The following is a 21,885-nucleotide window of genomic DNA, read 5'->3' as shown; positions in this document are numbered from 1 at the left end:
GGCCTCAGTCGGCCACGTCTCAGGCGGCCGTACCGACCTTCGTCGGCTCCGTGCCGCGGACCGCGACCTCGTGGGTGTCGTTGACGTTGTGCGCGGACACCGGGTTGCGCCGGGAGACGAGCACGATCCCGGCGGCCACCGCCGCGCCGACCAGGGCGACCACGGCCGTACCGACGTTGCCGCCGTGCTTGACGACGCTCGCCGAGACGCCGCCGACGAGTGCGGCGGCGGGCAGGGTGACCATCCAGGCCACGACCATGCGACCGGCCACCCCCCACCGGACCTCCGCCAGGCGGCGGCCCAGGCCCGCGCCGAGGATGCTGCCCGAGGCGACCTGCGTGGTGGACAGGGCGAAGCCCAGGTGGGCCGAGGTGAGGATGACCGTCGTGGAGGCGGTCTCGGCGGCGAAGCCCTGCGGGGACTGGATCTCCGTCAGGCCCTTGCCCATCGTGCGGATGATCCGCCAGCCGCCGAGGTAGGTGCCGAGGCCGATGGCCAGGCCGGCCGAGGCGATCACCCAGAAGGGCGGGCCCGCGTCGTGACCCAGCGCGCCCGCCGAGATCAGGGTCAGCGTGATGACGCCCATCGTCTTCTGCGCGTCGTTGGTGCCGTGCGCCAGGGACACGAGGGAGGCCGAGGCGATCTGGCCGACGCGGAAGCCCTTGGTGACGGACTGGCTGCGGGCGCGAGCGGTGAGCTTGTACGCCAGGAACGTGGCCAGCAGCGCCGCGACCCCCGCCACGATCGGCGAGGCCACCGCCGGGATCAGCACCTTCTCGACAACCTTGTCAAAGTGCACGCCGTGCGACCCCGCGCCCACCCAGACGGCCCCGATCAGCCCGCCGAACAGTGCGTGCGACGAGCTGGACGGCAGCCCGACCAGCCAGGTGAGCAGATTCCACAGAATCGCCCCGACGAGCCCGGCGAAGATCATGCCCGGGGAGACGAGTGCGTCGTCCACGATGCCGCCGGAGATCGTCTTGGCGACCTCGGTGGACAGGAAGGCACCGACGACGTTCAGGACGCCGCTGATGAGTACCGCCGTCTTCGGTCTGAGCGCCCCCGTGGCGATGGACGTGGCCATCGCGTTCGCCGTGTCGTGGAATCCGTTGGTGAAGTCGAAGGCCAGGGCCGTCACGATGACGACCGCCACCAGGAACGTGATGTGGTCCATTCCCCAATGCAAACAAGCGCGGGCCAATTCGCGGCGAACCGACGGCAAAGCGTGTCCCAGGAGTCGGCGCGCGGTTGGTAAGGGTCCTGCGAAGCCGAAGTGGTGAACCCGGCGTGGCGAACCCTGCGTGTCGAACCCGGCGTGGCGAACCCTGCCGGCGCCGTACGCCTGTGGCAGACGGCCGAGCCCGTGCCCGCGGCGCCGGATCTACGATCGCCCCATGAGCATCCGCTGGACCTACGCCTTCGTCGACCGCCCCGCCGCGTCCTTCTCCCGGGCCCACGCCTTCTGGACCGCGGTGACGGACACGCGGCTGTCCGAACTCCGGGGTGAGCAAGGTGAGTTCGTGACGCTGCTGCCGGGCGGCGGCGCCGACGCCTACGTGAAGGTCCAAGGCGTCGACTCGGGCGCCGGGGGCGCGCATCTCGACTTCGCCGTGGACGACGTAGCGGAATGCGTGAAGTCGGCGCTTCGGCGGGGCGCGGAGATCGCCGCCGAGCACGAGGGGTGGGCCGTACTGCGCTCACCCGCCGGGCAGTTGTTCTGTGCCGTGCCGTGGCACGGAGAGACGGTACGGCCACCCGTGGTGCACGGCAGCCGGCTCGACCAGGTCTGCGTCGACGTACCGCCCTCGCTGTACGACGACGAAGTCGCCTTCTGGAGTGCTCTCCTGACCGGGTGGGCGTCGGCGCCCGGCTCCCGCCCCGAGTTCCATGTGCTCAGGCCCCCGGCCGGGCTGCCCGTCCGCATCCTGCTCCAGCGGCTCGGCGAGGAGCGGCCCGCCTCCGCCCATCTGGACCTGGCCTGCGCGGACATCGCGGCGACCCGCGTCCGGCACGAGGAACTGGGCGCGGCCTTCGTCGCTCAGGGCCCTCACTGGACGGTGATGCGCGATCCGGCGGGCGGCGTCTACTGCCTGACGGGACGGGACCCGGAGACGGGCGGCCTGCCCGAACACCACTCCTGAGCAGGTCGGACGACGGCTCGGCAGCGTCCCTGCGGGGGCGTCACCCCCACGGCTCCACGTCCACCACCGCGTCCACCGGAATGGGCCCGTACACATGGGGGAACTCCTCGCCCCCGGGCTCCGGAGCCTCGTACTTCACGGGCGCGTCGAGCCGCGCGGGGTCCACGACCAGCACCACGAGTTCGTCGGGGCCGTCGTAGGAGCCGTACAGGAAGGCGGCCACGGGTGCGAGTTGGGCGCGGGTCGAGCAGTGGATGAAGCCCTCCTCCCGGAGGGTGCGGCCACGGGTCGACATCTCGTACGTGCCGCGCTCGCGGGCCGCGTCCCACAGGGAGCGCTCGGTGATGTGGAGGATGAACGTGCGTTCGGGCATGGGTCCACGCTACGGCTTCAACCGTGTCGCCCGCGCGTGCAAATAGCGCTGCTCCGGCAGGCTCAGGGTCTTGGCGGCGGCGGATTCATAGGCGGCGCGGGCCTCGTCGTGCGCGCCCGCCCGCTCCAGAAGGTGCCCGCGCACCGCGTCCAGCCGGTGCCCGGCCCCCAACTCCCTCTCCAGCGCGTCCAGTTCGGCGAGCCCCGCGTGCGGCCCCTGGACCATGGCCACGGCGACCGCGCGGTTGAGCCGCTCGACGGGGCCGGGGACGAGGTGTACGAGGATGTCGTAGAGGCCGAGGATCTCCTGCCAGTCGGTCTCCTGAGCGGAGGGTGCCTCGTCGTGGACGGCGGCGATGGCGGCGCGCAGCTGGTACGGGCCGGCGCGGCCCCGGGAGAGGGCGCCGGTGACCAGGGCGACGCCCTCGTCGATCGCGGCCCTGTCCCAGCGGTCGCGGTCCTGTTCGTCCAGGGGGACGAGCTCGCCGTGCGGGCCGGTGCGCGCGTCGCGGCGGGCGTCCGTGAGCAGCATCAGGGCGAGCAGGCCGGCCACCTCGCCGTGGTCGGGGAGAAGCCGCTGGACCTCGCGGGTCAGCCGGATCGCCTCGCCGGCGAGGTCCCGCCGCTGGAGGCTCGCGCCCGAGGTCGCCGTATAGCCCTCGTTGAAGATCAGGTACAGCGTCTGGAGGACCGCGGGCAGCCGGTCCTCCCAGTGGTCGGGGCGTCCGAAGCGCACCCCGCGGACCTTCTGCTTGGCCCGGCTGATGCGCTGGGCCATGGTCGCCTCGGGGACCAGGTACGCGCGGGCGATCTCCGCCGTGGTCAGGCCGCCGACGGCGCGCAGGGTGAGGGCGATCTGGGCGGGCGGGGCGAGGTTCGGGTGGCAGCAGAGGAAGAGCAGGGTGAGGGTGTCGTCCTCGCGGGGCGCACGGTCCGCGCCCGGCGGCGGGGCGGTGAAGGCGTCCCGTGGCGACAGCGCCGCGACCTTCTCCTCACGGGCCCGGCGCGCTTCCTCCGCGCGCAGGGCGTCGGTCAGCCGGCGCGCCGCGACCTTGATCAGCCAACCGCGCGGATTGTCCGGGACACCGGCCCGCGGCCACTGCTCGGCCGCCGCGACCAGGGCCTCCTGTACGGCGTCCTCGGCGGTGCCGAAGTGGCCGTACCGCCGCACCAGCGCGCCGAGGACCTGCGGCGCGTGGCGGCGCAGCAGGTCCTCGGTCTCCGGTGTGACACTCATGTCGGGTGCGGCGCTCCCGCGGGGTTCGTACGGCTCAGCGGGGTGCGTACGGCTCAGATGTCCCCGGAGCCGTCGTCGATGGGCCGGATGACCACCGGGTAGACAGGGGCTCCGGCGGGCTGGGGGCAGCTGAGGACGCGCTCGGCGATCTCGGTGACCCGCTCCAGGCTCGCGCAGTCCAGGACCCAGTAGCCCGCCAGCAGTTCCTTGGTCTCGCTGTACGGGCCGTCGGTGATCACCGCCTTGCCGTCGTCGCCCAGGGTGACGTGCCGCGTCTTCGCGGGTTCGGCCAGCCCCTGCCCGTCGACCATCTCGCCGGTCTCGGCGAGATCGTTGTTGAGGTCGCTCATGAAGGCGTACATCGCCTGGACGTCCTCCTGGCTCCAGGCCACCGAGTGCTCCGACGCCTTGCCCTGCATCGCCTCGTAGTCCGCCTGGGTGCCCTGCACCATGACCAGGTACTTCATCAGTCCGCTCCTTCGGTTTCCGTCGGCTCGGGCCACCGGTCTCGGCGGCTCTCACAGGGGACGTCGGAGCCGGCCCGGGATTCTCGACACGAGGTTCAGGAGTTTTTCGCGGCGGGTGGCTCGGGCCGCTCGTGGTGCCCGTGATGTTCCCCGTGCTCCCCGTGCTGGGCGACGCTCTCGGCGTAGGCGTCGCACTCGGGGTTCCGGCACGGTCCGGCCACCCAGGTGGGGACCCATGCGCCCAGCGTCTTGTGGCGCTTGACGACCGTTTCGACGGGCTGTCCGCAGTCGGGACAGTGGTGCTGGTGCTCTTCGCTGCCCATGTCCTCAGAGTAGGGCGGGAGACGGCTCAGCGCTTCCTGCTGTACGTACGCACCACGGCGCCGTTGCCGAACGTCCGCACCTCGCCCAGCGTGAACTCCGAGACGGCGAAGTCCGAGCCGAACATCGGCATGCCGGTGCCGTACACGATGGGGTAGGTCTTGACGACGAGTTCGTCGATCTCGTCGATCAGTTCACCCGCGATCTGCGAGCCGCCGCACAGGTAGATCCCCAAGTCGCCGTCCTCGGCCTTGAGTTCGCGCACCTTGGCGACCAGGTCGTCGCCGATGATCTCGACGTTCGGGTCGGGCGACTCGGTCAGGGTGCGTGAGGCCACGTACTCGCGCAGGTGGGCGTAGGGGCTGGTGATGCCCTCCTTCAGGGCCAGGTCGTAGCTGCCCCGGCCCTGGATGATCGTGTCGAACCCCTTGTTCTCCAGGTCTTCGAGGCCGAACGCCCGACGGCCATGGGTCGGCAGGGTCTCCGGGTATTCGCTCTTGAGGAAGGCCAGGTACTCCTCGTCGACGAAGGCGAGCATCGCCGACCCGTCTCCGCTCGGGTCTCCGATGAAGCCGTCGATCGAACAGGCGATGAAGTAGGTGAGCTTTCGCAAGCCGGTCTCTTTTCTTGTTCCTCGGGCTGGTCAACCACTGCGATTGTAGTGCTTCAGTTGTAGTACGTCACTTGTAGTGGTTGCAAGCGCATTTCGGGACCGGGTGAAAGTGGGAGAGGGGATTCCGAAACGCCTTGGCTCAGCCGCGCGGCTCGCGCCACATCGGCCACATCCGCGGGCCGTCCGGAAGGTCGAGGGGCTGCCCCTTCAGCTCGAAGCCGAGGCGCTCGTACAGCTTCCGGCTGCGGCCGCTGGTCGCCTCCAGATAGGCGGGCAGTCCCTCCCGGTCGCAGCGGTCCAGGGCCGCGTTGATGAGCGCGGTGCCGTACCCCTCGCCCTGACGCTCGGGCGCCGTGGCGATCATCCACAGGTAAGCGTGCGCGCGGCCCACCGGGTGGATACCGTCCGTCAGCCGGGCGATCAGCTCTATGCGCTCGTTCTCCGGGTCGACGGCCGCACGCAGCCGCGCGGGCCCTTCGTCGTCGTGGTCCCGCTCTTCGGCCGGTATGGAGAGCCACAGCGCGCACGCCGTGCCGTCCTCGGTGACGTCGATGCGACCCTCGGCACGCACGATGTCGGCGAACGCCGCCATGAGCTTGGGATGGGTGGTCCGGCGGTGCTCCGCGCCCGGGAACACCCAGCCGCTGACCAGATCGTCCTGGAAGGCCGCGTCCAGCAGCCGGACCACCAGCTCCCGGTCCCCCTCGCCCGCCGTCCGGATCGCCACGCCCATCTTCTCCCCCACCCCTTCGCGTCAACTGGCCTTGATCGTAGGGCGATAGGGGCGCGCGTGCCGTCCGTGGGGCGATTCTGTCGAGATCCGGTCGACACACGCGGAGGCGGGCCCCGCACACCGTGGGGATGTGCGGGACCCGCCGGTCCGAAGCAGCTCGGCGGCCGTACGGGGTCAGGAACCGTACGACCCCGGGTGCTCCGGAGTCTTCACGGCCCTCGGCCGGCGCCGCATCGGGCACTACGGCCGTCCGCCGCCCCGGTCTCTTTCACCGCGATCTCGTTCGCCGCGATCTCGTTCACCGGCTCGTTCACCGCGGCCTCAGTTGCTGCGCCGCGTCACGAACTCGGCCAGGGCCAGCAGTCCGCCCGCCTCCTCCGGGTCGGGCACCGCGCGGGCCAGTTCCTGCATGGCGTGGGCCATCCGCTCGGCGGCCTGGGTCTGTGCCCAGTCGCGACCGCCCGCCCGCTCGACGGCGAGCGCGGTCCGCTGCAAGTCCTCCTTGTCGTACGGCACTTCGTACAGCGCTGCCAGTTCCGCCGCCGCCGGACCACCGGAGGTCAGCGCGGCGACGACCGGCAGGGACTTCTTGCGGGCGGCCAGGTCCGCGCCGGCCGGCTTGCCGGTGCGGCTCGGGTCGCCCCATATACCGATCACGTCGTCGATGAGCTGGAAGGCGAGCCCGGCCTCCCGGCCGAACGCGTCCAGCGCCGCCACGTCCTCGTCCGCCGCGCTCGCGTACAGCGCGCCGAGGGCGCAGGCACACCCCAGCAGCGCTCCGGTCTTGGCCTCGGCCATGACGAGCACCTCGTCGAGGCCGACCTCGCCGGGGCTCCGCTTCTCCATCGCCGTGTCGGCCTGCTGGCCGGCGCACAGCTCGACGACGCAGGTCGCGAGGCGGGCGGCGGCCGCGGCGGACGCCGGGTGCGGGTCCTCGGCGAGCAGCCGCAGGGCCAGTGCCTGGAGGGCGTCCCCGCCGAGGATCGCGTCGGCGTCGCCGAACACGGTCCATGCGGTGGGCCGGTGCCGGCGGGTGGTGTCCCGGTCCATCACGTCGTCGTGCAACAGCGTGAAGTTGTGGACCAGTTCGACCGCCACCGCCGCCCGTACGGCCGCCGCCCGTGCCCTCGGCCCGCCGAGTGCGGCGGCCGCGGTGAGGACGAGGGCGGGACGGATCGCCTTGCCCGCGTTGCCCGCCGCGGGGGTGCCGTCCGCGTGCTCCCAGCCGAAGTGGTAGCGCGCGATCCGCCGCATGGAAGGCGGCAACGTCTCGACGGCGGCGCGCAGTTCGGGGTAGACCGTGGCCCGGGCACGCTCCAGGATCGCCGCCGCCTCGGGCCCGTCGAGCGGACCCGGAGCGCCGTCCCCGTCGGTCGCGATGGGAGTCCGCCTTTCGAGCGTCTCGGTGGACGGCCGCGCCCCGGCGGGACGCGCCTGCGTCTCCGTCATGAACTCACCCATGGCATCGCCTCGGAGAGTCGGCGGACAGTGGCCCTTGCGCTACGGCTCGGCGCCTCCCCGGAGGGTCCACCCACGCGCGGGACTCCGGACACGGCGCACGCCCGGCCACAGGTCGGGCGGAGAGGGCCCGGGAGGGCAGGGTCACCGCCAGCGCCCGATCTCGACGTTCTCCAGCACACCGAGGGCGTCCGGCACCAGGACCGCGGCCGAGTAGTAGGCGGTCACCAGGTACTTGATGATGGCCTGTTCGTTGATGCCCATGAAGCGGCAGGACAGGCTCGGCTCGATCTCGTCCGGGATGCCCGCCTGCTGCAACCCGATGACGCCCTGCTCCGCCTCGCCTGTACGCATGGCGATGATCGACGTCGTACGGGCGTCGGTGACCGGGATCTTGTTGCAGGGGAAGATCGGCACCCCGCGCCAGGTCGGGATGCGGTTCCCGGCCATCTCGATGGTCTCGGGAACGAGCCCGCGCTTGTTCAGCTCCCGCCCGAACGCGGAGATCGCGCGCGGGTGGGCGAGGAACAGCTTGGTGCCGCGCCGCCGGCAGAGCAGCTCGTCCATGTCGTCGGGGCTGGGCACACCGTCGTGCGGCTGGAGCCGCTGGTCGTACTCGCAGTTGTTGAGCAGACCGAACTCGCGGTTGTTGATGAGCTCGTGCTCCTGGCGCTCCTTCAGCGCCTCGACCGTCAGCCGCAGCTGCTGCTCGGTCTGGTTCATCGGCTGGTTGTACAGGTCGGCCACGCGCGTGTGGATGCGCAGCACGGTCTGGGCGATGCTCAGTTCGTACTCACGGGGCCGGGCCTCGTAGTCGACGAAGGTGTGCGGGATGTCCGGCTCGCCGCTGTGGCCGGCCGCGAGGTCGACCTCCTTCTCGCCGTACCTGTTGGTGCGCTGCGAGGGGATCGCCCGCAGCTGCTCGAGGTGACCGCTGAGCGACTCGGCGCGCTCCGCGACCTGTTCGACGTCCTGGCGGGGCAGTACGAGCACCGTGCAGGCGGTGACCGCGCGGACCGTGTACTCCCAGATGGCATCGGCGTCGAGCAGCGCCTGCTCACCGAGGTAGGCGCCGTCGGCGAGGACGCCCAGGGACTCGTCCTCCCCGTAGGGGCCGGTGCCGAGCTTCTCCACCCTGCCGTGTGCCAGCAGGTACACCTCGTCGGTCTGGCTGCCGAACGAGGCGATCACGGTGCCCGCCGGGAACTCCCGCTGCTGGCAGCGCTGGGCGAGCTCGGAGAGCACGTCCTCGTCCTCGTACGACCGCAAGGCCGGCAGTTCGGTCAGCTCGGCCGGGACGACCTCGACCCGGTCGCCCGTCTTCACGAACGTGATACGCCCGTCCCCCACGGCGTAGGTCAGACGCCGGTTCACCCGGTACGTGCCGCCCTGCACATTCACCCAGGGCAGCATCCGCAGCAGCCAGCGGGAGCTGATCTCCTGCATCTGAGGTGCGGACTTGGTCGTGGTGGCCAGGTTCCGCGCGGCCGCCGTGCCGAGACTCTGCTGCGGCTGGCCCTGCTCGCTGCGGACCTCTTCGCCTACCGACATAAGGAATTGCCCTCCCGGTCGTGCACCGGCACCCCTCTGGCGCCGCACATCGCGATCTCCACGACCGAGCCTTGCATTACATGGGGCGCCGGTGCTATTACCCGAAAGAGCGGGAATGGATCACCGTCCGCTGGGCAAATAGGGGGACCTTGTCCAGTCGTCACGCCGACTCGCACGAATGCGACGGTCGTCCCGTACGCGACACGCCGCTTGTCCGAAACGCATCGCACACCGTGCGATGCGAGGAGTCCTCTCTGCCCGTTTTCGGTAAAGCACCGATACGAGCCGGCCGCGCACGGCGGCCGGCGTACGGCGTGAAGGAGGCGGCCATGGCCTCACCCATGTCCGCGAGCAGATTCCTGGAGAGACTCAGGGCAGAGGGCGCGACGGTCGTCGAGGTCGGCGACTGGGAGCACCACAACCGCAATCATGTGGGCCCGTGGGGCCCCGTCCACGGCGTGATGATCCACCACACGGTGACCAAGGGCAGCGCGCACACGGTGGAGCTCTGCCGCAACGGCTACGAGGGGCTGCCGGGCCCGCTCTGCCACGGCGTCATCACCAAGGACGGCAGGGTCCACCTGGTCGGCTACGGCCGCGCCAACCACGCCGGCCTCGGCGACGACGACGTCCTGCGCGCGGTCATCGCGGAAACGGCCCTGCCTGCCGACAACGAGGCCAACACCGACGGCAACCGCCACTTCTACGGCTTCGAGTGCGAGAACCTGGGTGACGGAAAGGACCCGTGGCCGGAGCCCCAACTGGAGGCGATCGAGCGGGTCTCGGCGGCCGTCTGCCGCCATCACGGGTGGACGGAGCGCTCGGTGATCGGGCACCTGGAGTGGCAGCCCGGAAAGGTGGATCCGCGCGGGTTCACCATGGCGTCGATGCGGGAGCGGATCCGGGAGCGTCTGCGGTAGGGCGGCAGCGGGTGTGCTGGTGAGGCAGGGCAGCCGAAACCGTGGGGCCGGGCGACAATGACCAGGTGACCAGCCCCGATCTCACGGCCCTCCACCCCCGGCTCCCCTCCCCCGTACAGGAGTCGGCGGACGAGCGGTTCACGCGGCACGGCGTCCGTCTGCTCCTCAAGCGCGACGACCTGATCCACCCGGAGCTGATCGGCAACAAGTGGCGCAAGCTCGCACCGAACCTGGCCGCCGCGGAGGGCCGTACGGTCGTCACGTTCGGCGGCGCCTACTCCAACCACCTGCGCGCCACCGCCGCCGCGGGCCGCCTCCTCGGGCTCCCCACGGTCGGCGTGGTCCGCGGCCAGGAGCTGGCCGACCGCCCCCTCAACCCGTCGCTGGCACGCTGCGTGGCCGACGGTATGCGGCTCCATTTCGTCGACAGGTCGACGTACCGCCGCAAGACCGAACCGGAAACGCTGGCGGCCGTCCTGCGCGCGGCGGATGCGCAGGGGGCGTACGTCGTCCCGGAAGGCGGCAGCAACGCCCTTGCCGTACGAGGGTGCCGGGCGCTCGGCGAGGAGCTGCGCGGGCGGGCCGACGTGGTCGCGGTCGCGTGCGGCACGGGCGGCACGCTGGCGGGCCTGGCCGCCGGGCTCGGCCCCGGCCGGCGGGCCCTGGGCGTTCCGGTCCTCAAGGGCGGCTTCCTGGCGGACGACATACGGGAGCTACAGGCCGAGGCGTTCGGCGGGCCGCGGGGCGACTGGCGGCTCGACGAGCGGTTCCACTTCGGCGGATACGCCCGTACGACACCGGAACTCGATGCCTTCGCCGAGGACTTCGAGGAACGGCACGGGGTGCCCGTCGAGCGTCTTTATGTCGCCAAGTTGCTGTACGGACTTGTCGCCCTTGCCGAGGAGGGGGCCTTCCCTCCCGGCACGACGGTCGCGGCGGTCGTCACCGGGGCCCCGTTCGCCCCTCACCCCGCCTCCCGATAGGCCGCCGCCTCCTCCAGGTCCAGCCTGCGCAGCAGCGTCCGCAGCATCTCGTCGTCGATATAGCGACCGTCCCGCAGCTTCACGAACACCGCGCGCTCGGCGCCGATCACCTCGCGGGACAGCCGCCGGTAGGTGTCGTCGACGGACTCGCCGGTGACGGGATTGGCCTGGCCCAGCCGTTCCCAGACAGAGTTGCGGCGCCGCTCCAGGACCGCTCGCAGACGGTCTGCGAGGGGGGCGGGGAGGGCGTTGCGTTCGTCGGCGAGGAGCTCCTCCAGCCGGCGTTCGGCGGCCCGGGAGGCCTGCGCCTGGGCGTTGGCCTCGGCGAGGGTCTCGGCCTGCGCGTCCCGGCCGGGGAGCTTCAGCAGGTGGATCAGGGGCGGCAGTGTCACGCCCTGGACTACGAGCGTGCCGATGACCGTGGTGAAGGTCAGGAAGAGGATCAGGTTGCGCTCGGGGAACTCCTCGCCGCCATGCACCGTGAGCGGGATCGAGAAGGCGATCGCCAGCGAGACCACGCCGCGCATCCCGGCCCAGGAGATGACGAACGGCGCCTTCCAGGTCAGGCCGCCCTCGCGTTCCCTGATCCGCGCCGACATCATGCGCGGCAGGAACGTCGCCGGATACACCCACACGAACCGCGAGACGACGACCACGAGGAACACGGCGACCGCGTACCAGGCGGCGCGACCGCCCTCGTACTCCCCGAGGCCCTTCAGGACCACCGGCAGTTGCAGTCCGATCAGCGCGAACACCGCCGACTCCAGCACGAACGCGACCATCTTCCACACCGCCTCCTCCTGGAGCCGGGTGGCGAAGTCGACCTCCCACGCGCGGTGCCCCAGGTACAGCGCGACCACGACGACCGCCAGCACTCCGGAGGCGTGCACCTGCTCGGCGGCCGCGTAGGCGACGAACGGGATCAGGAGGGAGAGGGTGTTCTGCAGCAGCGCCTCCTTCACGTGCGTGCGCAGCCAGTGGATCGGCACCATCAGCACCACCCCGAACCCGATGCCGCCGACCGCCGCGAGCAGGAACTCACCGATCCCGCCGGCCCAGGTGGCGCCCTCGCCGACGGCCGCCGCGAGTGCGACCCGGTATGCGGTGATCGCGGTGGCGTCGTTCACGAGGGACTCGCCCTGGAGGATCGTGGTGATCCGGGACGGCAGCCCCACCCGGCGCGCCACAGCCGTCGCGGCGACCGCGTCCGGCGGCGCCACCACAGCGCCCAGCACCAGCGCCGCCGTCAGCGGCAGATCCGGTACGACGAGGTAGGCGACCCAGCCGACGGCGAAGGTCGCGAAGAGGACGTACCCGACCGACAGCAGCATCACGGGCCGCAGCTGAGCGCGCAGATCGAGATACGAGCTGTCCGTCGCGGCACTGTGCAGCAGCGGGGGCAGCACCAGCGGCAGGACGATGTGCGGGTCGAGGGTGTACTCGGGCACGCCCGGCAGGTACGACACGGCGAGCCCGGCGGCGACCAGCAGCAGCGGCGCCGGCACGGGCGACCGCCGACCGGCCGCGGCCACGGCGGCGCTCCCCGCCACCAGCAACAGCAGCGGCATCACGTCCATGCTTCTCGCCCGCCCTCGTTTTTCCGCGCGGCCATCCTCGCGGCCGTCGTAACCTGGCAATCATGAAACAGTGCACGCACGCCGACGCGCTGCCCCACCCGGAACCCGTGGCGCTGAACGAGACGTGTCCGGAGTGTCTGGCGGAAGGCATGCACCCCGTACAGCTGAGGCTCTGTCTCAGCTGCGGGCACGTCGGCTGCTGCGACTCCTCGCCGGGGAGGCATGCGACAGAACACCACAAGGAATCCGGTCACCCGGTGATGCGGACCTTCGAGCCGGGCGAGGAATGGCGTTGGTGCTTCGTCGACCACGTACTCGTGTGACCCTGGATCCGGACGGTTCGACCGTCTGACGTCTGGGTACGTCAACCCGGCGCGCGCTCTTCCCAATTGGAGCCGCAGACCCCTAGACACGGAGCGTGTCCACAGGTTTACTGTGAGTGACGGCAAGGGGTTGGGGTCCTGGGGACAGGAAAGTTCAGAGCGCGATAGCGTCACCGCTGAACCACACATCGCGTTACCCCGGGGGGCGACCCTCGGCCCCGAGAAGCTTGTACCACCTTGGAGGTGAGGGTGTCCCAGATCGCAGGCGAGCCCGCGACCCAGGACTTCGTGGAAGTCCGGCTGCCGGCCGCGGGTGCCTACCTGTCGGTGCTGCGTACGGCGACTGCCGGCCTCGCGGCCCGTTTGGACTTCACCCTCGACGAGATCGAGGACCTGCGCATCGCGGTGGACGAGGCCTGCGCGATCCTGCTTCAGCAGGCCGTGCCCGGCTCGGTGCTCAGCTGTGTCTTCCGCCTCGTCGACGACTCACTCGAGGTCACCGTCTCGGCCCCGACCACGGACGGCCACGCTCCCTCCAGGGACACCTTCGCCTGGACCGTCTTGTCGGCCCTCGCGGGCAAGGTCTCCTCCGCCGTGGACGAGGACAAAACCGTTTCGATCAGCCTCTACAAACAGCGCGGCGCGGGACCCGGGCCGGCGTGAGGACAGGGGACGGGCCGGTGCGTGACGAAGAGCGCGGCACACGGGAGCTGCCGGACGGCACTGCCCCCCACTCGGACGAAGCCGAGAGCCTGGGGGCGGGCCCGAGCGGTCCGAACGGTTCCCGGCGCATGGCGGACGGCGTCGACGGCATCCCCGAGCAGGCCCGGCCGCACCCGGAGGACGACTCCGTGGAGGCCGGCTTCCTGGCCGACGGACGGGATGACGAAGGTGCCGTGCAGGGCGCGCCTCCGGGCGGGCGGATCGGGGTCTCCCCAGTCCGCGTGGAGGCGAGGGCTCGGGAGAGGGCAACGGGCGGGACGATGAGCGAGCACCAGCGAAACGTCGGGGACGAGGCGATGAGCGCGCACAGCGTGCAGGCCACGCAGCACGACCCTCAGGACCGCAGCGGGGCGCGCGCCATGTTCATCGAGCTGCGCAAGCTCCAGGACGGCAGCGCCGAGTACGCGGAGCTTCGCAACCGGCTGGTCCGGATGCACCTGCCGCTCGTCGAGCACCTCGCGCGCCGCTTCCGCAACCGCGGCGAGCCGCTCGACGACCTCACCCAGGTCGCCACCATCGGCCTGATCAAGTCGGTCGACCGCTTCGACCCGGAGCGTGGCGTCGAGTTCTCGACGTACGCGACCCCGACGGTCGTCGGCGAGATCAAGCGTCACTTCCGGGACAAGGGCTGGGCGGTCCGCGTTCCGCGCAGGCTCCAGGAGCTGCGCCTCGCCCTGACGACCGCCACGGCCGAGCTGTCCCAGCAGCACGGCCGCTCCCCCACGGTCCATGAGCTCGCCGAGAAGCTGGCGATCTCGGAGGAGGAGGTCCTGGAGGGCCTGGAGTCCGCCAACGCGTATTCCACGCTGTCCCTGGACGTCCCCGACACGGACGACGAGTCCCCGGCGGTAGCGGACACCCTCGGCGCTGAGGACGAGGCGCTGGAGGGCGTCGAGTACCGCGAGTCGCTGAAGCCGCTGCTCGAAGACCTCCCGCCGCGCGAGAAGCGGATCCTGTTGCTGCGCTTCTTCGGCAACATGACCCAGTCGCAGATCGCGCAGGAGGTCGGCATCTCCCAGATGCACGTGTCCCGGCTGCTGGCGCGCACACTGGCGCAGCTGCGGGAAAAGCTGCTGGTAGAGGAGTGACGGCGGCGTCGGAGCCCCCGATCACTCCTGATCAGCCTTCAGCCGACTACTCGACTACTTCTGATCAGGCGCGCTACCGGGCCCCCGGATCCCGAGGGCCTGGGTCGTCTCCTGGTTGATCAGAAGCACGAGCGTGGCGATCGCGACCACGGCGATCGCGATGCCCGCCGGAATCGCGATGCTGTCGGCCTGAAGCAGGCTGTAAGCCACCGGCAGGGCCAGAATCTGCGTGATCACAGACGGCCCACGACTCCAGCTCCGCTGAGCGAACAGCCCCCGCGCGGCGAGCAACGGCAGCAGAGCGAGAACCACCAGCGTCACCCCGAGGGTGACGGCCTGCTGCCGACCGTCCGGATCCCCGGTCAGCCCCAGCACGAGCACCCAGACACCCCCCACGGCGAGCCCCAGCCCTTCCAGCGCGGTGAGTACCGCCGCATACGTCAGCCGACGCGGACGCGGACCGGCGGTTTCCGGGGTGGTGGAGGTCTGTTCCTTGGTCACCCCTGCAGGGTAGTCCTCCGAATTCACGAGCTCCCGCCAGCACCTGACCTACGCCGGTAGGCGACATTCAGCCCGCGCCGGTCGCCTCATTCCAGCCCGTCCGGCGTTTGAGGACGAGGCCCCTTCAGGGCCCGCGCCGACGCCGGCCACGTTTCGGCGAACGGCATCAACAACTGCGGCCCAACCGACGGAGTCCCCCCGTGTCGAGGCTCACGCCCGATCTCTTACTAGATCCCCACCTCGACCTGTGCCCCGGTACCCCCCAGTAGGTACGCTGCCAGTCATGCGTGCACTTCTCGTGGTCAATCCGGCAGCAACCACCACAAGCGCACGTACGCGCGATGTCCTGATCCATGCGCTCGCCAGCGAGATGAAACTTGAGGCGGTCACCACCGAGTACCGCGGCCACGCGCGCGACCTGGGCCGACAGGCCGCGGACAGCGACGACGTCGACCTGGTGGTCGCCCTCGGCGGCGACGGCACCGTGAACGAGGTCGTCAACGGACTGTTGCACAGCGGCCCCGACCCCGACCGCCTCCCCCGCCTCGCCGTGGTCCCCGGCGGCTCCACCAACGTCTTCGCCCGCGCCCTCGGCCTGCCCAACGACGCCGTGGAAGCGACCGGCGTCCTGCTCGACGCCCTGCGCGAGGGCAGAGAACGCACCGTCGGCATGGGCATCGCGGCGGGCACGCCGGGCACCGAGGACGAGGCGGTGCCGGGCAGATGGTTCACCTTCTGCGCGGGACTCGGCTTCGACGCGGGCGTGATCGGCCGGGTCGAGCAGCAGCGCGAGCGGGGCAAGAAATCCACACCCGCCCTTTACCTGCGCCAGGTGCTGCGCCAGTTCCTCCAGGAGCCCAACCGCAGGCACGGCACGATCACCCTGGAGCGTCCGGGCCAGGACCCGGTGACCGATTTGGTGCTGTCCATAGTCTGCAACACCGCTCCATGGACGTATCTACTCAATCGCCCGGTGTACGCGGCACCTAAGGCGTCGTTCGATACCGGCCTCGACGTACTCGGTCTCAGCCGTATGTCCACGGTCGCGGTTGCCCGGTATGCGACCCAGTTGCTCACTTCGTCCCCCGAGCGCGGGGCCCGCGGCAAGCATGCCGTCACGCTCCACGACCTGGACCAGTTCACCTTGCATTCGAAGGTCCCGTTGCCCCTTCAGATGGACGGCGACCACCTCGGGCTGCGTACGAGCGTGACGTTCACAGGCGTACGCCGTGCACTGCGTGTGATTGTGTGAGCGGAACGGGCTAAAGTCCTTTCACTCGAACGTTTAGGCCAGGATCCACCCCATGGAAGTACGGCTGTGACCTAGTCGACACCGAGGAATCAAAAAAAACTTTCCGGAAGGGGTTGTATCCGTCGCTGAGGTTTGCGAGTCTCTACATGGCGATCGGGACGGCCCGCAACACCAGCCTCCACGGATCACCGGAATCCCCCTTCAAATCACAGGACCCACGCCAGGGAACCTGGCGGTAGGCCCTTCACTTGTTGAGGGATTCGTGAAAGCGTTCACATTCACAAGCAACCTGCAAGTAATATTCAAGGAGAGGTAGCAGCCATGGACTGGCGTCACAACGCCGTTTGCCGCGAGGAAGACCCCGAGCTCTTCTTCCCCATCGGCAACACCGGTCCTGCGCTGCTGCAGATCGAGGAAGCCAAGGCCGTCTGCCGTCGCTGCCCGGTAATGGAGCAGTGCCTGCAGTGGGCGCTCGAGTCCGGCCAGGACTCCGGCGTCTGGGGTGGTCTCAGCGAGGACGAGCGCCGCGCCATGAAGCGCCGCGCCGCCCGCAACCGGGCCCGTCAGGCCTCCGCCTGACACACCCGCCCCGCACAGCCTGAGCTTGGCGGCGCGTACAGCGAGTACGCATCTCCCGCCCCCGAGCCGCAGCGCGCAGTACCCCCGATGCGCTTAGCGATTGCAGAGCAGCAACGAGCACTGGCCCTGGACCACATGGTCCGGGGCTCTTTGCTGTGTACGACACCGGGAGCACTTGTGCGCATGGACTACTTCCGCGCGTGAACAACCTCTGCGCGGACCACTCCTGCGCATGTACTACTCCTACGCGTGGGCCACCACTTCTACATGCGCTACTTCTGCGCCCGCACCGGGATGTCCAGGATCACTCTGGTCCCCCGCTCCGGCGCCCTGACCATGTCGAACGTGCCGCCCAACTCGCCCTCCACCAGGGTTCGTACGATCTGGAGGCCGAGGTTGCCCGCGGTGTGCGGATCGAAGCCCTCGGGCAGGCCCACGCCGTCGTCCTGCACGGTGACCAGGAGGCGGACCTGCTTGGTCGTACCGCCACGGACCGCCGAGACCTCGACCGTGCCGGTGTCGCCCTCGCGGAAGCCGTGTTCCAGGGCGTTCTGAAGGATCTCGGTCAGGACCATCGACAGCGGGGTGGCGACCTCGGCGTCGAGGATGCCGAAGCGGCCGGTGCGCCGGCCGGCTACCTTGCCGGGCGAGATCTCGGCGACCATCGCCAGCACCCGGTCGGCGATCTCGTCGAACTCCACGCGCTCGTCCAGGTTCTGGGAGAGCGTCTCGTGCACGATCGCGATCGAGCCGACCCGTCGTACCGCCTCTTCCAGAGCTTCGCGGCCGCGATCGGACTCGATGCGCCGAGCCTGGAGGCGGAGCAGGGCGGCCACCGTCTGGAGGTTGTTCTTGACGCGGTGGTGGATCTCCCGGATCGTCGCGTCCTTGGTGATCAACTCGCGCTCGCGGCGGCGCAGTTCGGTGACGTCCCGGAGCAGCACCAGCGAACCGATGCGCGTGCCCTTGGGCTTGAGCGGGATCGCCCGGAACTGGATGACGCCGTCACCCGACTCGATCTCGAACTCACGGGGCGCCCAGCCGCTGGCGACCTTGGCGAGCGCCTCGTCCACCGGGCCGTGGGTCGGGGCGAGTTCGGCGGTGGTCTTGCCCAGGTGGTGGCCGACGAGGTCGGAGGCGAGGCCGAGGCGGTGGTAGGCGGACAGCGCGTTCGGGGAGGCGTACTGGACGATGCCGTCGGCGTCGACGCGGATCAGGCCGTCGCCGACCCGCGGCGAGGCGTCCATGTCGACCTGCTGATTGGCGAACGGGAACGAGCCGGCGGCGATCATCTGGGCGAGGTCCGAGGCGCTCTGGAGGTACGTCAGCTCCAGGCGGCTCGGGGTGCGGACGGTCAGCAGGTTGGTGTTGCGCGCGATGACGCCCAGGACGCGCCCGTCCCGTCGTACCGGAATCGACTCGACGCGGACCGGCACCTCCTCGCGCCACTCGGGGTCGCCCTCCCGCACGATCCGGCCCTCGTCGAGCGCGGCGTCCAGCATCGGGCGGCGGCCGCGTGGGACGAGGTGGCCGACCATGTCGTCCTGGTACGAGGTCGGGCCGGTGTTGGGCCGCATCTGCGCGACGGAGACATAGCGGGTGCCGTCGCTGGTGGGGACCCACAGGACGAGGTCGGCGAAGGAGAGGTCGGAGAGCAGCTGCCACTCCGAGACCAGCAGGTGGAGCCACTCGAGGTCGGAGTCGTCGAGGGCCGTGTGCTGGCGTACGAGTTCGTTCATGGAGGGCACGTGGCCGAGCGTACCTGGCGGTACGGACATCGTTCGAAACCAGCCACTTGGAAACCAGCCGTTACGGGGGGGGCGATCCGGCCCCGGAAACACCCGCGGGCCGCGGCGCCTGAGAGGGACCCTCAACCCTCCCGGCACCGCAGCCCGGAGCAACATCGGCCGTGGGGTGTGCGGTCCCAGTCGGCCGAAGGATGAGGAGCCGGGGCAGTCAGGGCAGAGAGCTCCGGTTCCTCGGTCCGTCTTCCTGTGCGGGGAAGACGGAAGTCGGTGCGTTCTCGTACTACGCACTCCCTCGCAATTGTGGACTAGACCACTCTCGTGTGTCCATGCGTTGGAGCCTGTTTGCTGTTGACGCTTCTTCGCGGACTCCGACCAGTTGCAGCACTAGTAGGACGCCCTGGTATCCATCACGCAGCCTAACCCGTGTGGGTTCATGTGCGGGGCCAGTTGGCCATGGCAATTTCCGCGAGCGCCTCCAGTTCCTCCCGGCTCGCCCCGTCGCGCGCCTGTTGTGACATGCCCTGGATCATCGCGCCGGCATGCCGGGCGAGGGCGGCGGTGTCGGCGTCGGCGGGGAGGGCGCCGGTGGCGATGTCCGCTTCGATACGGCTCCGGATGGCGGCGATGTTGGCGTTGCGCCGCCTTCGCAGCGACTCCTCGACCTCGGGCGTCGAGCAGTTGGTCGCCGCATGGACGATCAGGCAGCCGTGCGGACGGGCCGGATCGGTGTATTCCGAGGCGGCTTCGTGCAGCATCCGCGCCACGGCCGCACGGGCGGTGGGCTCCTCGGCGAGGGCGCGATCACCGAAGGAGCCGTACCGCACGCCGTACTCGCGGACGACCTCCTCGAAGAGCGACTGCTTGTCACCGAAGGCGGCGTACAGGCTCGGGGCGCCGATGTCCATGACACGCGTGAGGTCGGAGACGGAGGTCGCCTCGTAGCCGTGCTCCCAGAAGGCGAGGATCGCTTTCTCCAGGGCGGTCTCGCGGTCGAAGGAGCGGGGGCGGCCGCGGGGTTTGGATGCCGGACGGCCCGTCGCCCCGACTCCCTCGCTCTCCTTGTTGCTCACCATGGAGTGCATTTTATAGCGGACGCTAGACAAATGTCAGCGGCGTGATCTACGGTCATTTCTGTAGCGACCGCTAGGTAAATGCGAAGGGGGCGCCGGCATGGGTGCGCTTGCGGGCAGGACGGCTCTGGTCACGGGAGCGAGCAGGGGGATCGGGCGTGGGATCGCCGAGCGGCTGGGGCGCGACGGCGCGCGGGTCGGCGTGCACTACGGCAGGAGCGAGGCGGCGGCGAAGGAGACGGTGGCCGCGATCGAGGCGGCCGGCGGCTCGGCGTTCGCGATCGGCGTCGAGCTGGGGTCGCCGGGGGACGCCGAGGCGCTGTGGGAGGAGTTCGACCGGCACGCCGACGGGCTGGACATCCTCGTCAACAACGCGGGGATCGGCACGTCGTCGGCGCTCGGACAGATAGACGAGGAGGAGTACGACAGGGTCTTCGCGGTGAACGTGAAGGCGCCCCACTTCATCGTCAAGCACGGCCTCGGCCGGCTGCGGGACGGTGGCCGGGTCATCAACATCTCCTCGGGGCTGGCACGCACCGCGGCGATGCCGGACAACATGGCGTACGCCATGACCAAGGGGGCGCTCGACGTCTTCACGCGGGACCTGTCCAAGGTGCTGGGCCCGCGGGGAATCACGGTGAACTCGGTGGCGCCCGGGATCATCGACACGGACAACACCGCCGAGCTCCTGCACGGCACCGAGGGCGGTTGGGCGCGGGCCGCGGCATATTCGGCGCTCGGCCGGGTGGGGACACCGGCCGATGTGGCGGACGTGGTGGCGTTTCTGGCGTCGGACGCGGGCCGGTGGGTGACGGGGAGCTGGGTGGACGCGACGGGGGGATCGCTGACGTAGCGCCATCTCATGGAGCCCCGGGGTCAGCTCTTTGGGCGCCCGGGGCCCAGCCTCTCAGAGCGCCCTGGGTTCAACTCCTCGGGGCGCTCGGGGTTCAGCTCCTCGGGGCGCCCGGGATCAGCGCGTCTCCGTCACCTTCGCCAGCGCGCGCGGCGCGTCCGGGTCCTGCCCGCGGGCGATGGTGACCTCGTAGGCCAGGAGCTGGAGCGGGAGGATCTCCAGGATCGGCTGGAGCTCCTCGGGCACGCCCTCGGTGGGGAGGACGAAACCGGCCGAGGCCTGCTCGACCTGGTGCCGGGCGCCGATGACGACCAGGTCGGCTCCCCGGCCGCGGAGTCGGTCGAGGACGGGCTGGAGTACCTCGCCGCCCTTGCCGTCGGTGACGACCGCGATGACCGGCGAGACGTTGTCGACCATGGCGAGCGGGCCGTGCAGGAGGTCGGCGCCGGAGTAGGCGAGGGCCGGGATGTAGCTGGTCTCCATCAGCTTGAGGGCGGCTTCCTTGGCCGTGGGGTAGCCGTAGCCACGGGAGGTGATCACCATGCGTTCGGCGAAGCGGTAGCGGGCGGCGAGAGCGCGGATCTCGTCCTGCCGGGCGAGTGTCTGCTCGGCGAGGTCCGGGAGCGCCTTGGCGGGAGCGCCGTCGCCGCCGCGCAGACCTTCGACGAAGAGGTACAGGGCGAGAAGGGAGGCCGTATAGGTCTTGGTCGCGGGGAGGGCCCTCTCCGGTCCGGCCATGATGTCGAGGTGGTACTCGGAGACGGCGGCCAGCGGGGAGTCGGGGTTGTTGGTCACCGCGAGCGTGATCGCGCCGGCCTCGCGGGCGGCCCGGGTCGAGGCGACGAGGTCCGGGGAACCACCGGACTGGCTGACGGTGATGACGAGGACATCGGCGAGGTCGGGGCGGGCACCGTAGGCGGTGGTGGTCGACATCGAGGTCAGCCCGCAGGGCAGGCCGAGGCGGATCTCCAGGAGGTACTTGGCGTAGAGCGCGGCGTTGTCGGAGGTGCCACGGGCGGTGAGCAGGACGAAGCGGGGTGCGCGGGCGGCGATCTCCTGGGCGACCTCGCGGATGGCGGAGGCGCCGTGGGAGAGGATCCGGCGCAGCACGGCGGGCTGTTCGGCCATCTCACGGGCCATGATCAGGCCGGGGAGTTCGTTGTGCGGGGCGTGGGGGTCCGGAGGGTATGGGGTCGTGGCGGTCATGGGGCCCCTTTCCTGCTCTCGCGCTCGTCATGCCGGGCCGGCGACCGGCGCTTGGGACGGACAGTCTCCATTCCACTCCCCCACGGGTGATGACGCCTTCCCGACGGGCTCCCGAAATGTCCGCGAGGCTTCCGTTCACCTGGGCCGCGGGACTCCGCTCTGTTAGATT

Annotated in this window: 23 protein-coding genes; 9 read left to right on the top strand and 14 right to left on the bottom strand. The window is 70.4% G+C overall.

The annotated features are described in order from the left end of the window. Positions 1–19: 19 nt before the first annotated feature. The gene (locus ADK36_RS11535) at positions 20–1,174 is read right to left on the bottom strand and encodes an inorganic phosphate transporter (RefSeq protein ID WP_048582068.1); all 1,155 of its coding nucleotides are present in this window, start codon (positions 1,172–1,174) and stop codon (positions 20–22) included. Between the two features lie 220 nt (positions 1,175–1,394). Here ADK36_RS11535 and ADK36_RS11530 point away from each other — a divergent pair, with 220 nt between their 5' ends. Continuing rightward, positions 1,395–2,141, top strand: a complete 747-nt coding sequence (locus ADK36_RS11530; RefSeq protein ID WP_053197221.1) for a VOC family protein — start codon at positions 1,395–1,397, stop codon at positions 2,139–2,141. A 40-nt stretch (positions 2,142–2,181) separates the two neighbouring features. Here ADK36_RS11530 and ADK36_RS11525 read toward each other — a convergent pair whose 3' ends face one another. The 8 genes from ADK36_RS11525 to ADK36_RS11490 all read right to left on the bottom strand — a co-directional run bounded on the left by ADK36_RS11525 (position 2,182) and on the right by ADK36_RS11490 (position 8,893). After that, positions 2,182–2,514, bottom strand: coding sequence for a DUF952 domain-containing protein (locus ADK36_RS11525; RefSeq protein WP_048582070.1), 333 nt, complete (start codon positions 2,512–2,514; stop codon positions 2,182–2,184). Positions 2,515–2,523: 9 nt separating this feature from the next. Continuing rightward, positions 2,524–3,750 carry an RNA polymerase sigma factor gene (locus ADK36_RS11520; protein ID WP_053197219.1) on the bottom strand — a complete coding sequence of 409 codons (1,227 nt, stop codon included), beginning with the start codon at positions 3,748–3,750 and terminating at the stop codon, positions 2,524–2,526. Between the two features lie 53 nt (positions 3,751–3,803). Continuing rightward, on the bottom strand, positions 3,804–4,217 hold the full coding sequence (locus tag ADK36_RS11515; RefSeq protein WP_048582072.1) for a YciI family protein: 414 nt from the start codon (positions 4,215–4,217) through the stop codon (positions 3,804–3,806). A 95-nt stretch (positions 4,218–4,312) separates the two neighbouring features. Continuing rightward, positions 4,313–4,540, bottom strand: coding sequence for a hypothetical protein (locus ADK36_RS11510; protein WP_048582073.1), 228 nt, complete (start codon positions 4,538–4,540; stop codon positions 4,313–4,315). Positions 4,541–4,566: 26 nt separating this feature from the next. Then, positions 4,567–5,151 carry a dihydrofolate reductase family protein gene (locus ADK36_RS11505; protein WP_053197217.1) on the bottom strand — a complete coding sequence of 195 codons (585 nt, stop codon included), beginning with the start codon at positions 5,149–5,151 and terminating at the stop codon, positions 4,567–4,569. Positions 5,152–5,290: 139 nt separating this feature from the next. After that, positions 5,291–5,884 carry a GNAT family N-acetyltransferase gene (locus ADK36_RS11500; RefSeq protein ID WP_053197249.1) on the bottom strand — a complete coding sequence of 198 codons (594 nt, stop codon included), beginning with the start codon at positions 5,882–5,884 and terminating at the stop codon, positions 5,291–5,293. A gap of 321 nt (positions 5,885–6,205) precedes the next feature. Beyond that, a complete protein-coding gene (locus tag ADK36_RS11495) occupies positions 6,206–7,345 on the bottom strand; it encodes a family 2 encapsulin nanocompartment cargo protein polyprenyl transferase (RefSeq protein ID WP_048582076.1) in 1,140 nt (379 codons plus the stop codon). Positions 7,346–7,486: 141 nt separating this feature from the next. Then, positions 7,487–8,893: a family 2B encapsulin nanocompartment shell protein gene (locus ADK36_RS11490; protein ID WP_048582077.1), complete on the bottom strand. Its 1,407-nt coding sequence runs from the start codon at positions 8,891–8,893 to the stop codon at positions 7,487–7,489. Positions 8,894–9,222: 329 nt separating this feature from the next. On the opposite strand from ADK36_RS11490, the gene ADK36_RS11485 reads away from it, so the two are divergent. Further along, on the top strand, positions 9,223–9,813 hold the full coding sequence (locus ADK36_RS11485) for an N-acetylmuramoyl-L-alanine amidase (protein ID WP_199830150.1): 591 nt from the start codon (positions 9,223–9,225) through the stop codon (positions 9,811–9,813). Between the two features lie 65 nt (positions 9,814–9,878). Further along, entirely contained in the window at positions 9,879–10,796 is a 918-nt protein-coding gene (locus ADK36_RS11480; RefSeq protein ID WP_048582078.1) for a 1-aminocyclopropane-1-carboxylate deaminase/D-cysteine desulfhydrase, read from the top strand. On the opposite strand, the gene ADK36_RS11475 is transcribed toward ADK36_RS11480, so the two are convergent. Beyond that, positions 10,778–12,373 carry a Na+/H+ antiporter gene (locus tag ADK36_RS11475; protein ID WP_048582079.1) on the bottom strand — a complete coding sequence of 532 codons (1,596 nt, stop codon included), beginning with the start codon at positions 12,371–12,373 and terminating at the stop codon, positions 10,778–10,780. The genes ADK36_RS11480 and ADK36_RS11475 overlap by 19 nt on opposite strands. Before the next feature lie 62 nt (positions 12,374–12,435). Between ADK36_RS11475 and ADK36_RS46100 the strand changes: the two genes are divergently transcribed. From ADK36_RS46100 to ADK36_RS11465, 3 genes are all read left to right on the top strand, one after another. Further along, positions 12,436–12,696 carry a UBP-type zinc finger domain-containing protein gene (locus ADK36_RS46100; RefSeq protein ID WP_078916258.1) on the top strand — a complete coding sequence of 87 codons (261 nt, stop codon included), beginning with the start codon at positions 12,436–12,438 and terminating at the stop codon, positions 12,694–12,696. Positions 12,697–12,945: 249 nt separating this feature from the next. Beyond that, complete coding sequence (locus ADK36_RS11470; RefSeq protein ID WP_004925829.1) at positions 12,946–13,359, top strand: anti-sigma regulatory factor; 414 nt, start codon at positions 12,946–12,948, stop codon at positions 13,357–13,359. Positions 13,360–13,376: 17 nt separating this feature from the next. Next, entirely contained in the window at positions 13,377–14,507 is a 1,131-nt protein-coding gene (locus ADK36_RS11465; protein ID WP_078916259.1) for an RNA polymerase sigma factor SigF, read from the top strand. Positions 14,508–14,561: 54 nt separating this feature from the next. On the opposite strand, the gene ADK36_RS11460 is transcribed toward ADK36_RS11465, so the two are convergent. Further along, positions 14,562–15,008: a hypothetical protein gene (locus tag ADK36_RS11460; RefSeq protein WP_048582080.1), complete on the bottom strand. Its 447-nt coding sequence runs from the start codon at positions 15,006–15,008 to the stop codon at positions 14,562–14,564. Positions 15,009–15,291: 283 nt separating this feature from the next. Between ADK36_RS11460 and ADK36_RS11455 the strand changes: the two genes are divergently transcribed. Continuing rightward, positions 15,292–16,260: a diacylglycerol/lipid kinase family protein gene (locus ADK36_RS11455; RefSeq protein WP_053197214.1), complete on the top strand. Its 969-nt coding sequence runs from the start codon at positions 15,292–15,294 to the stop codon at positions 16,258–16,260. 321 nt (positions 16,261–16,581) lie between these two features. Beyond that, positions 16,582–16,839, top strand: a complete 258-nt coding sequence (locus ADK36_RS11450) for a WhiB family transcriptional regulator (protein WP_016639615.1) — start codon at positions 16,582–16,584, stop codon at positions 16,837–16,839. 272 nt (positions 16,840–17,111) lie between these two features. On the opposite strand, the gene ADK36_RS11445 is transcribed toward ADK36_RS11450, so the two are convergent. Together ADK36_RS11445 and ADK36_RS11440 are read right to left on the bottom strand one after the other, a co-directional pair. Next, positions 17,112–18,587, bottom strand: coding sequence for a sensor histidine kinase (locus ADK36_RS11445; protein WP_107083721.1), 1,476 nt, complete (start codon positions 18,585–18,587; stop codon positions 17,112–17,114). A gap of 431 nt (positions 18,588–19,018) precedes the next feature. Then, positions 19,019–19,660, bottom strand: coding sequence for a TetR/AcrR family transcriptional regulator (locus ADK36_RS11440; RefSeq protein WP_048582176.1), 642 nt, complete (start codon positions 19,658–19,660; stop codon positions 19,019–19,021). 97 nt (positions 19,661–19,757) lie between these two features. Between ADK36_RS11440 and ADK36_RS11435 the strand changes: the two genes are divergently transcribed. Further along, the gene (locus ADK36_RS11435; RefSeq protein ID WP_048582082.1) at positions 19,758–20,510 is read left to right on the top strand and encodes an SDR family oxidoreductase; all 753 of its coding nucleotides are present in this window, start codon (positions 19,758–19,760) and stop codon (positions 20,508–20,510) included. A 117-nt stretch (positions 20,511–20,627) separates the two neighbouring features. Here the strand turns inward: ADK36_RS11435 and ADK36_RS11430 are convergent, their stop codons facing one another. Next, positions 20,628–21,716, bottom strand: a complete 1,089-nt coding sequence (locus tag ADK36_RS11430; RefSeq protein ID WP_048582083.1) for an SIS domain-containing protein — start codon at positions 21,714–21,716, stop codon at positions 20,628–20,630. Between the last annotated feature and the right edge of the window lie 169 nt (positions 21,717–21,885).

The organism is Streptomyces viridochromogenes, assembly GCF_001270495.1.
Classification (GTDB): domain Bacteria; phylum Actinomycetota; class Actinomycetes; order Streptomycetales; family Streptomycetaceae; genus Streptomyces; species Streptomyces viridochromogenes_A.
Note: the sequence above shows the minus strand (reverse complement) of the source record. Positions and strands in the feature narration are given on the sequence as shown.

Coding starts and splice junctions, on each gene's coding strand:
- ADK36_RS11535 (WP_048582068.1), bottom strand. CDS start 1,174: ATGGACCACATCACGTTCCTGGTGGCGGTCGTCATCGTGACGGCCCTG.
- ADK36_RS11500 (WP_053197249.1), bottom strand. CDS start 5,884: ATGGGCGTGGCGATCCGGACGGCGGGCGAGGGGGACCGGGAGCTGGTG.
- ADK36_RS11490 (WP_048582077.1), bottom strand. CDS start 8,893: ATGTCGGTAGGCGAAGAGGTCCGCAGCGAGCAGGGCCAGCCGCAGCAG.
- ADK36_RS11455 (WP_053197214.1), top strand. CDS start 15,292: ATGCGTGCACTTCTCGTGGTCAATCCGGCAGCAACCACCACAAGCGCA.
- ADK36_RS46100 (WP_078916258.1), top strand. CDS start 12,436: ATGAAACAGTGCACGCACGCCGACGCGCTGCCCCACCCGGAACCCGTG.
- ADK36_RS11475 (WP_048582079.1), bottom strand. CDS start 12,373: ATGGACGTGATGCCGCTGCTGTTGCTGGTGGCGGGGAGCGCCGCCGTG.
- ADK36_RS11450 (WP_016639615.1), top strand. CDS start 16,582: ATGGACTGGCGTCACAACGCCGTTTGCCGCGAGGAAGACCCCGAGCTC.
- ADK36_RS11510 (WP_048582073.1), bottom strand. CDS start 4,540: ATGGGCAGCGAAGAGCACCAGCACCACTGTCCCGACTGCGGACAGCCC.
- ADK36_RS11495 (WP_048582076.1), bottom strand. CDS start 7,345: ATGGGTGAGTTCATGACGGAGACGCAGGCGCGTCCCGCCGGGGCGCGG.
- ADK36_RS11485 (WP_199830150.1), top strand. CDS start 9,223: ATGGCCTCACCCATGTCCGCGAGCAGATTCCTGGAGAGACTCAGGGCA.
- ADK36_RS11520 (WP_053197219.1), bottom strand. CDS start 3,750: ATGAGTGTCACACCGGAGACCGAGGACCTGCTGCGCCGCCACGCGCCG.
- ADK36_RS11430 (WP_048582083.1), bottom strand. CDS start 21,716: ATGACCGCCACGACCCCATACCCTCCGGACCCCCACGCCCCGCACAAC.
- ADK36_RS11435 (WP_048582082.1), top strand. CDS start 19,758: ATGGGTGCGCTTGCGGGCAGGACGGCTCTGGTCACGGGAGCGAGCAGG.
- ADK36_RS11440 (WP_048582176.1), bottom strand. CDS start 19,660: ATGGTGAGCAACAAGGAGAGCGAGGGAGTCGGGGCGACGGGCCGTCCG.
- ADK36_RS11525 (WP_048582070.1), bottom strand. CDS start 2,514: ATGCCCGAACGCACGTTCATCCTCCACATCACCGAGCGCTCCCTGTGG.
- ADK36_RS11515 (WP_048582072.1), bottom strand. CDS start 4,217: ATGAAGTACCTGGTCATGGTGCAGGGCACCCAGGCGGACTACGAGGCG.
- ADK36_RS11530 (WP_053197221.1), top strand. CDS start 1,395: ATGAGCATCCGCTGGACCTACGCCTTCGTCGACCGCCCCGCCGCGTCC.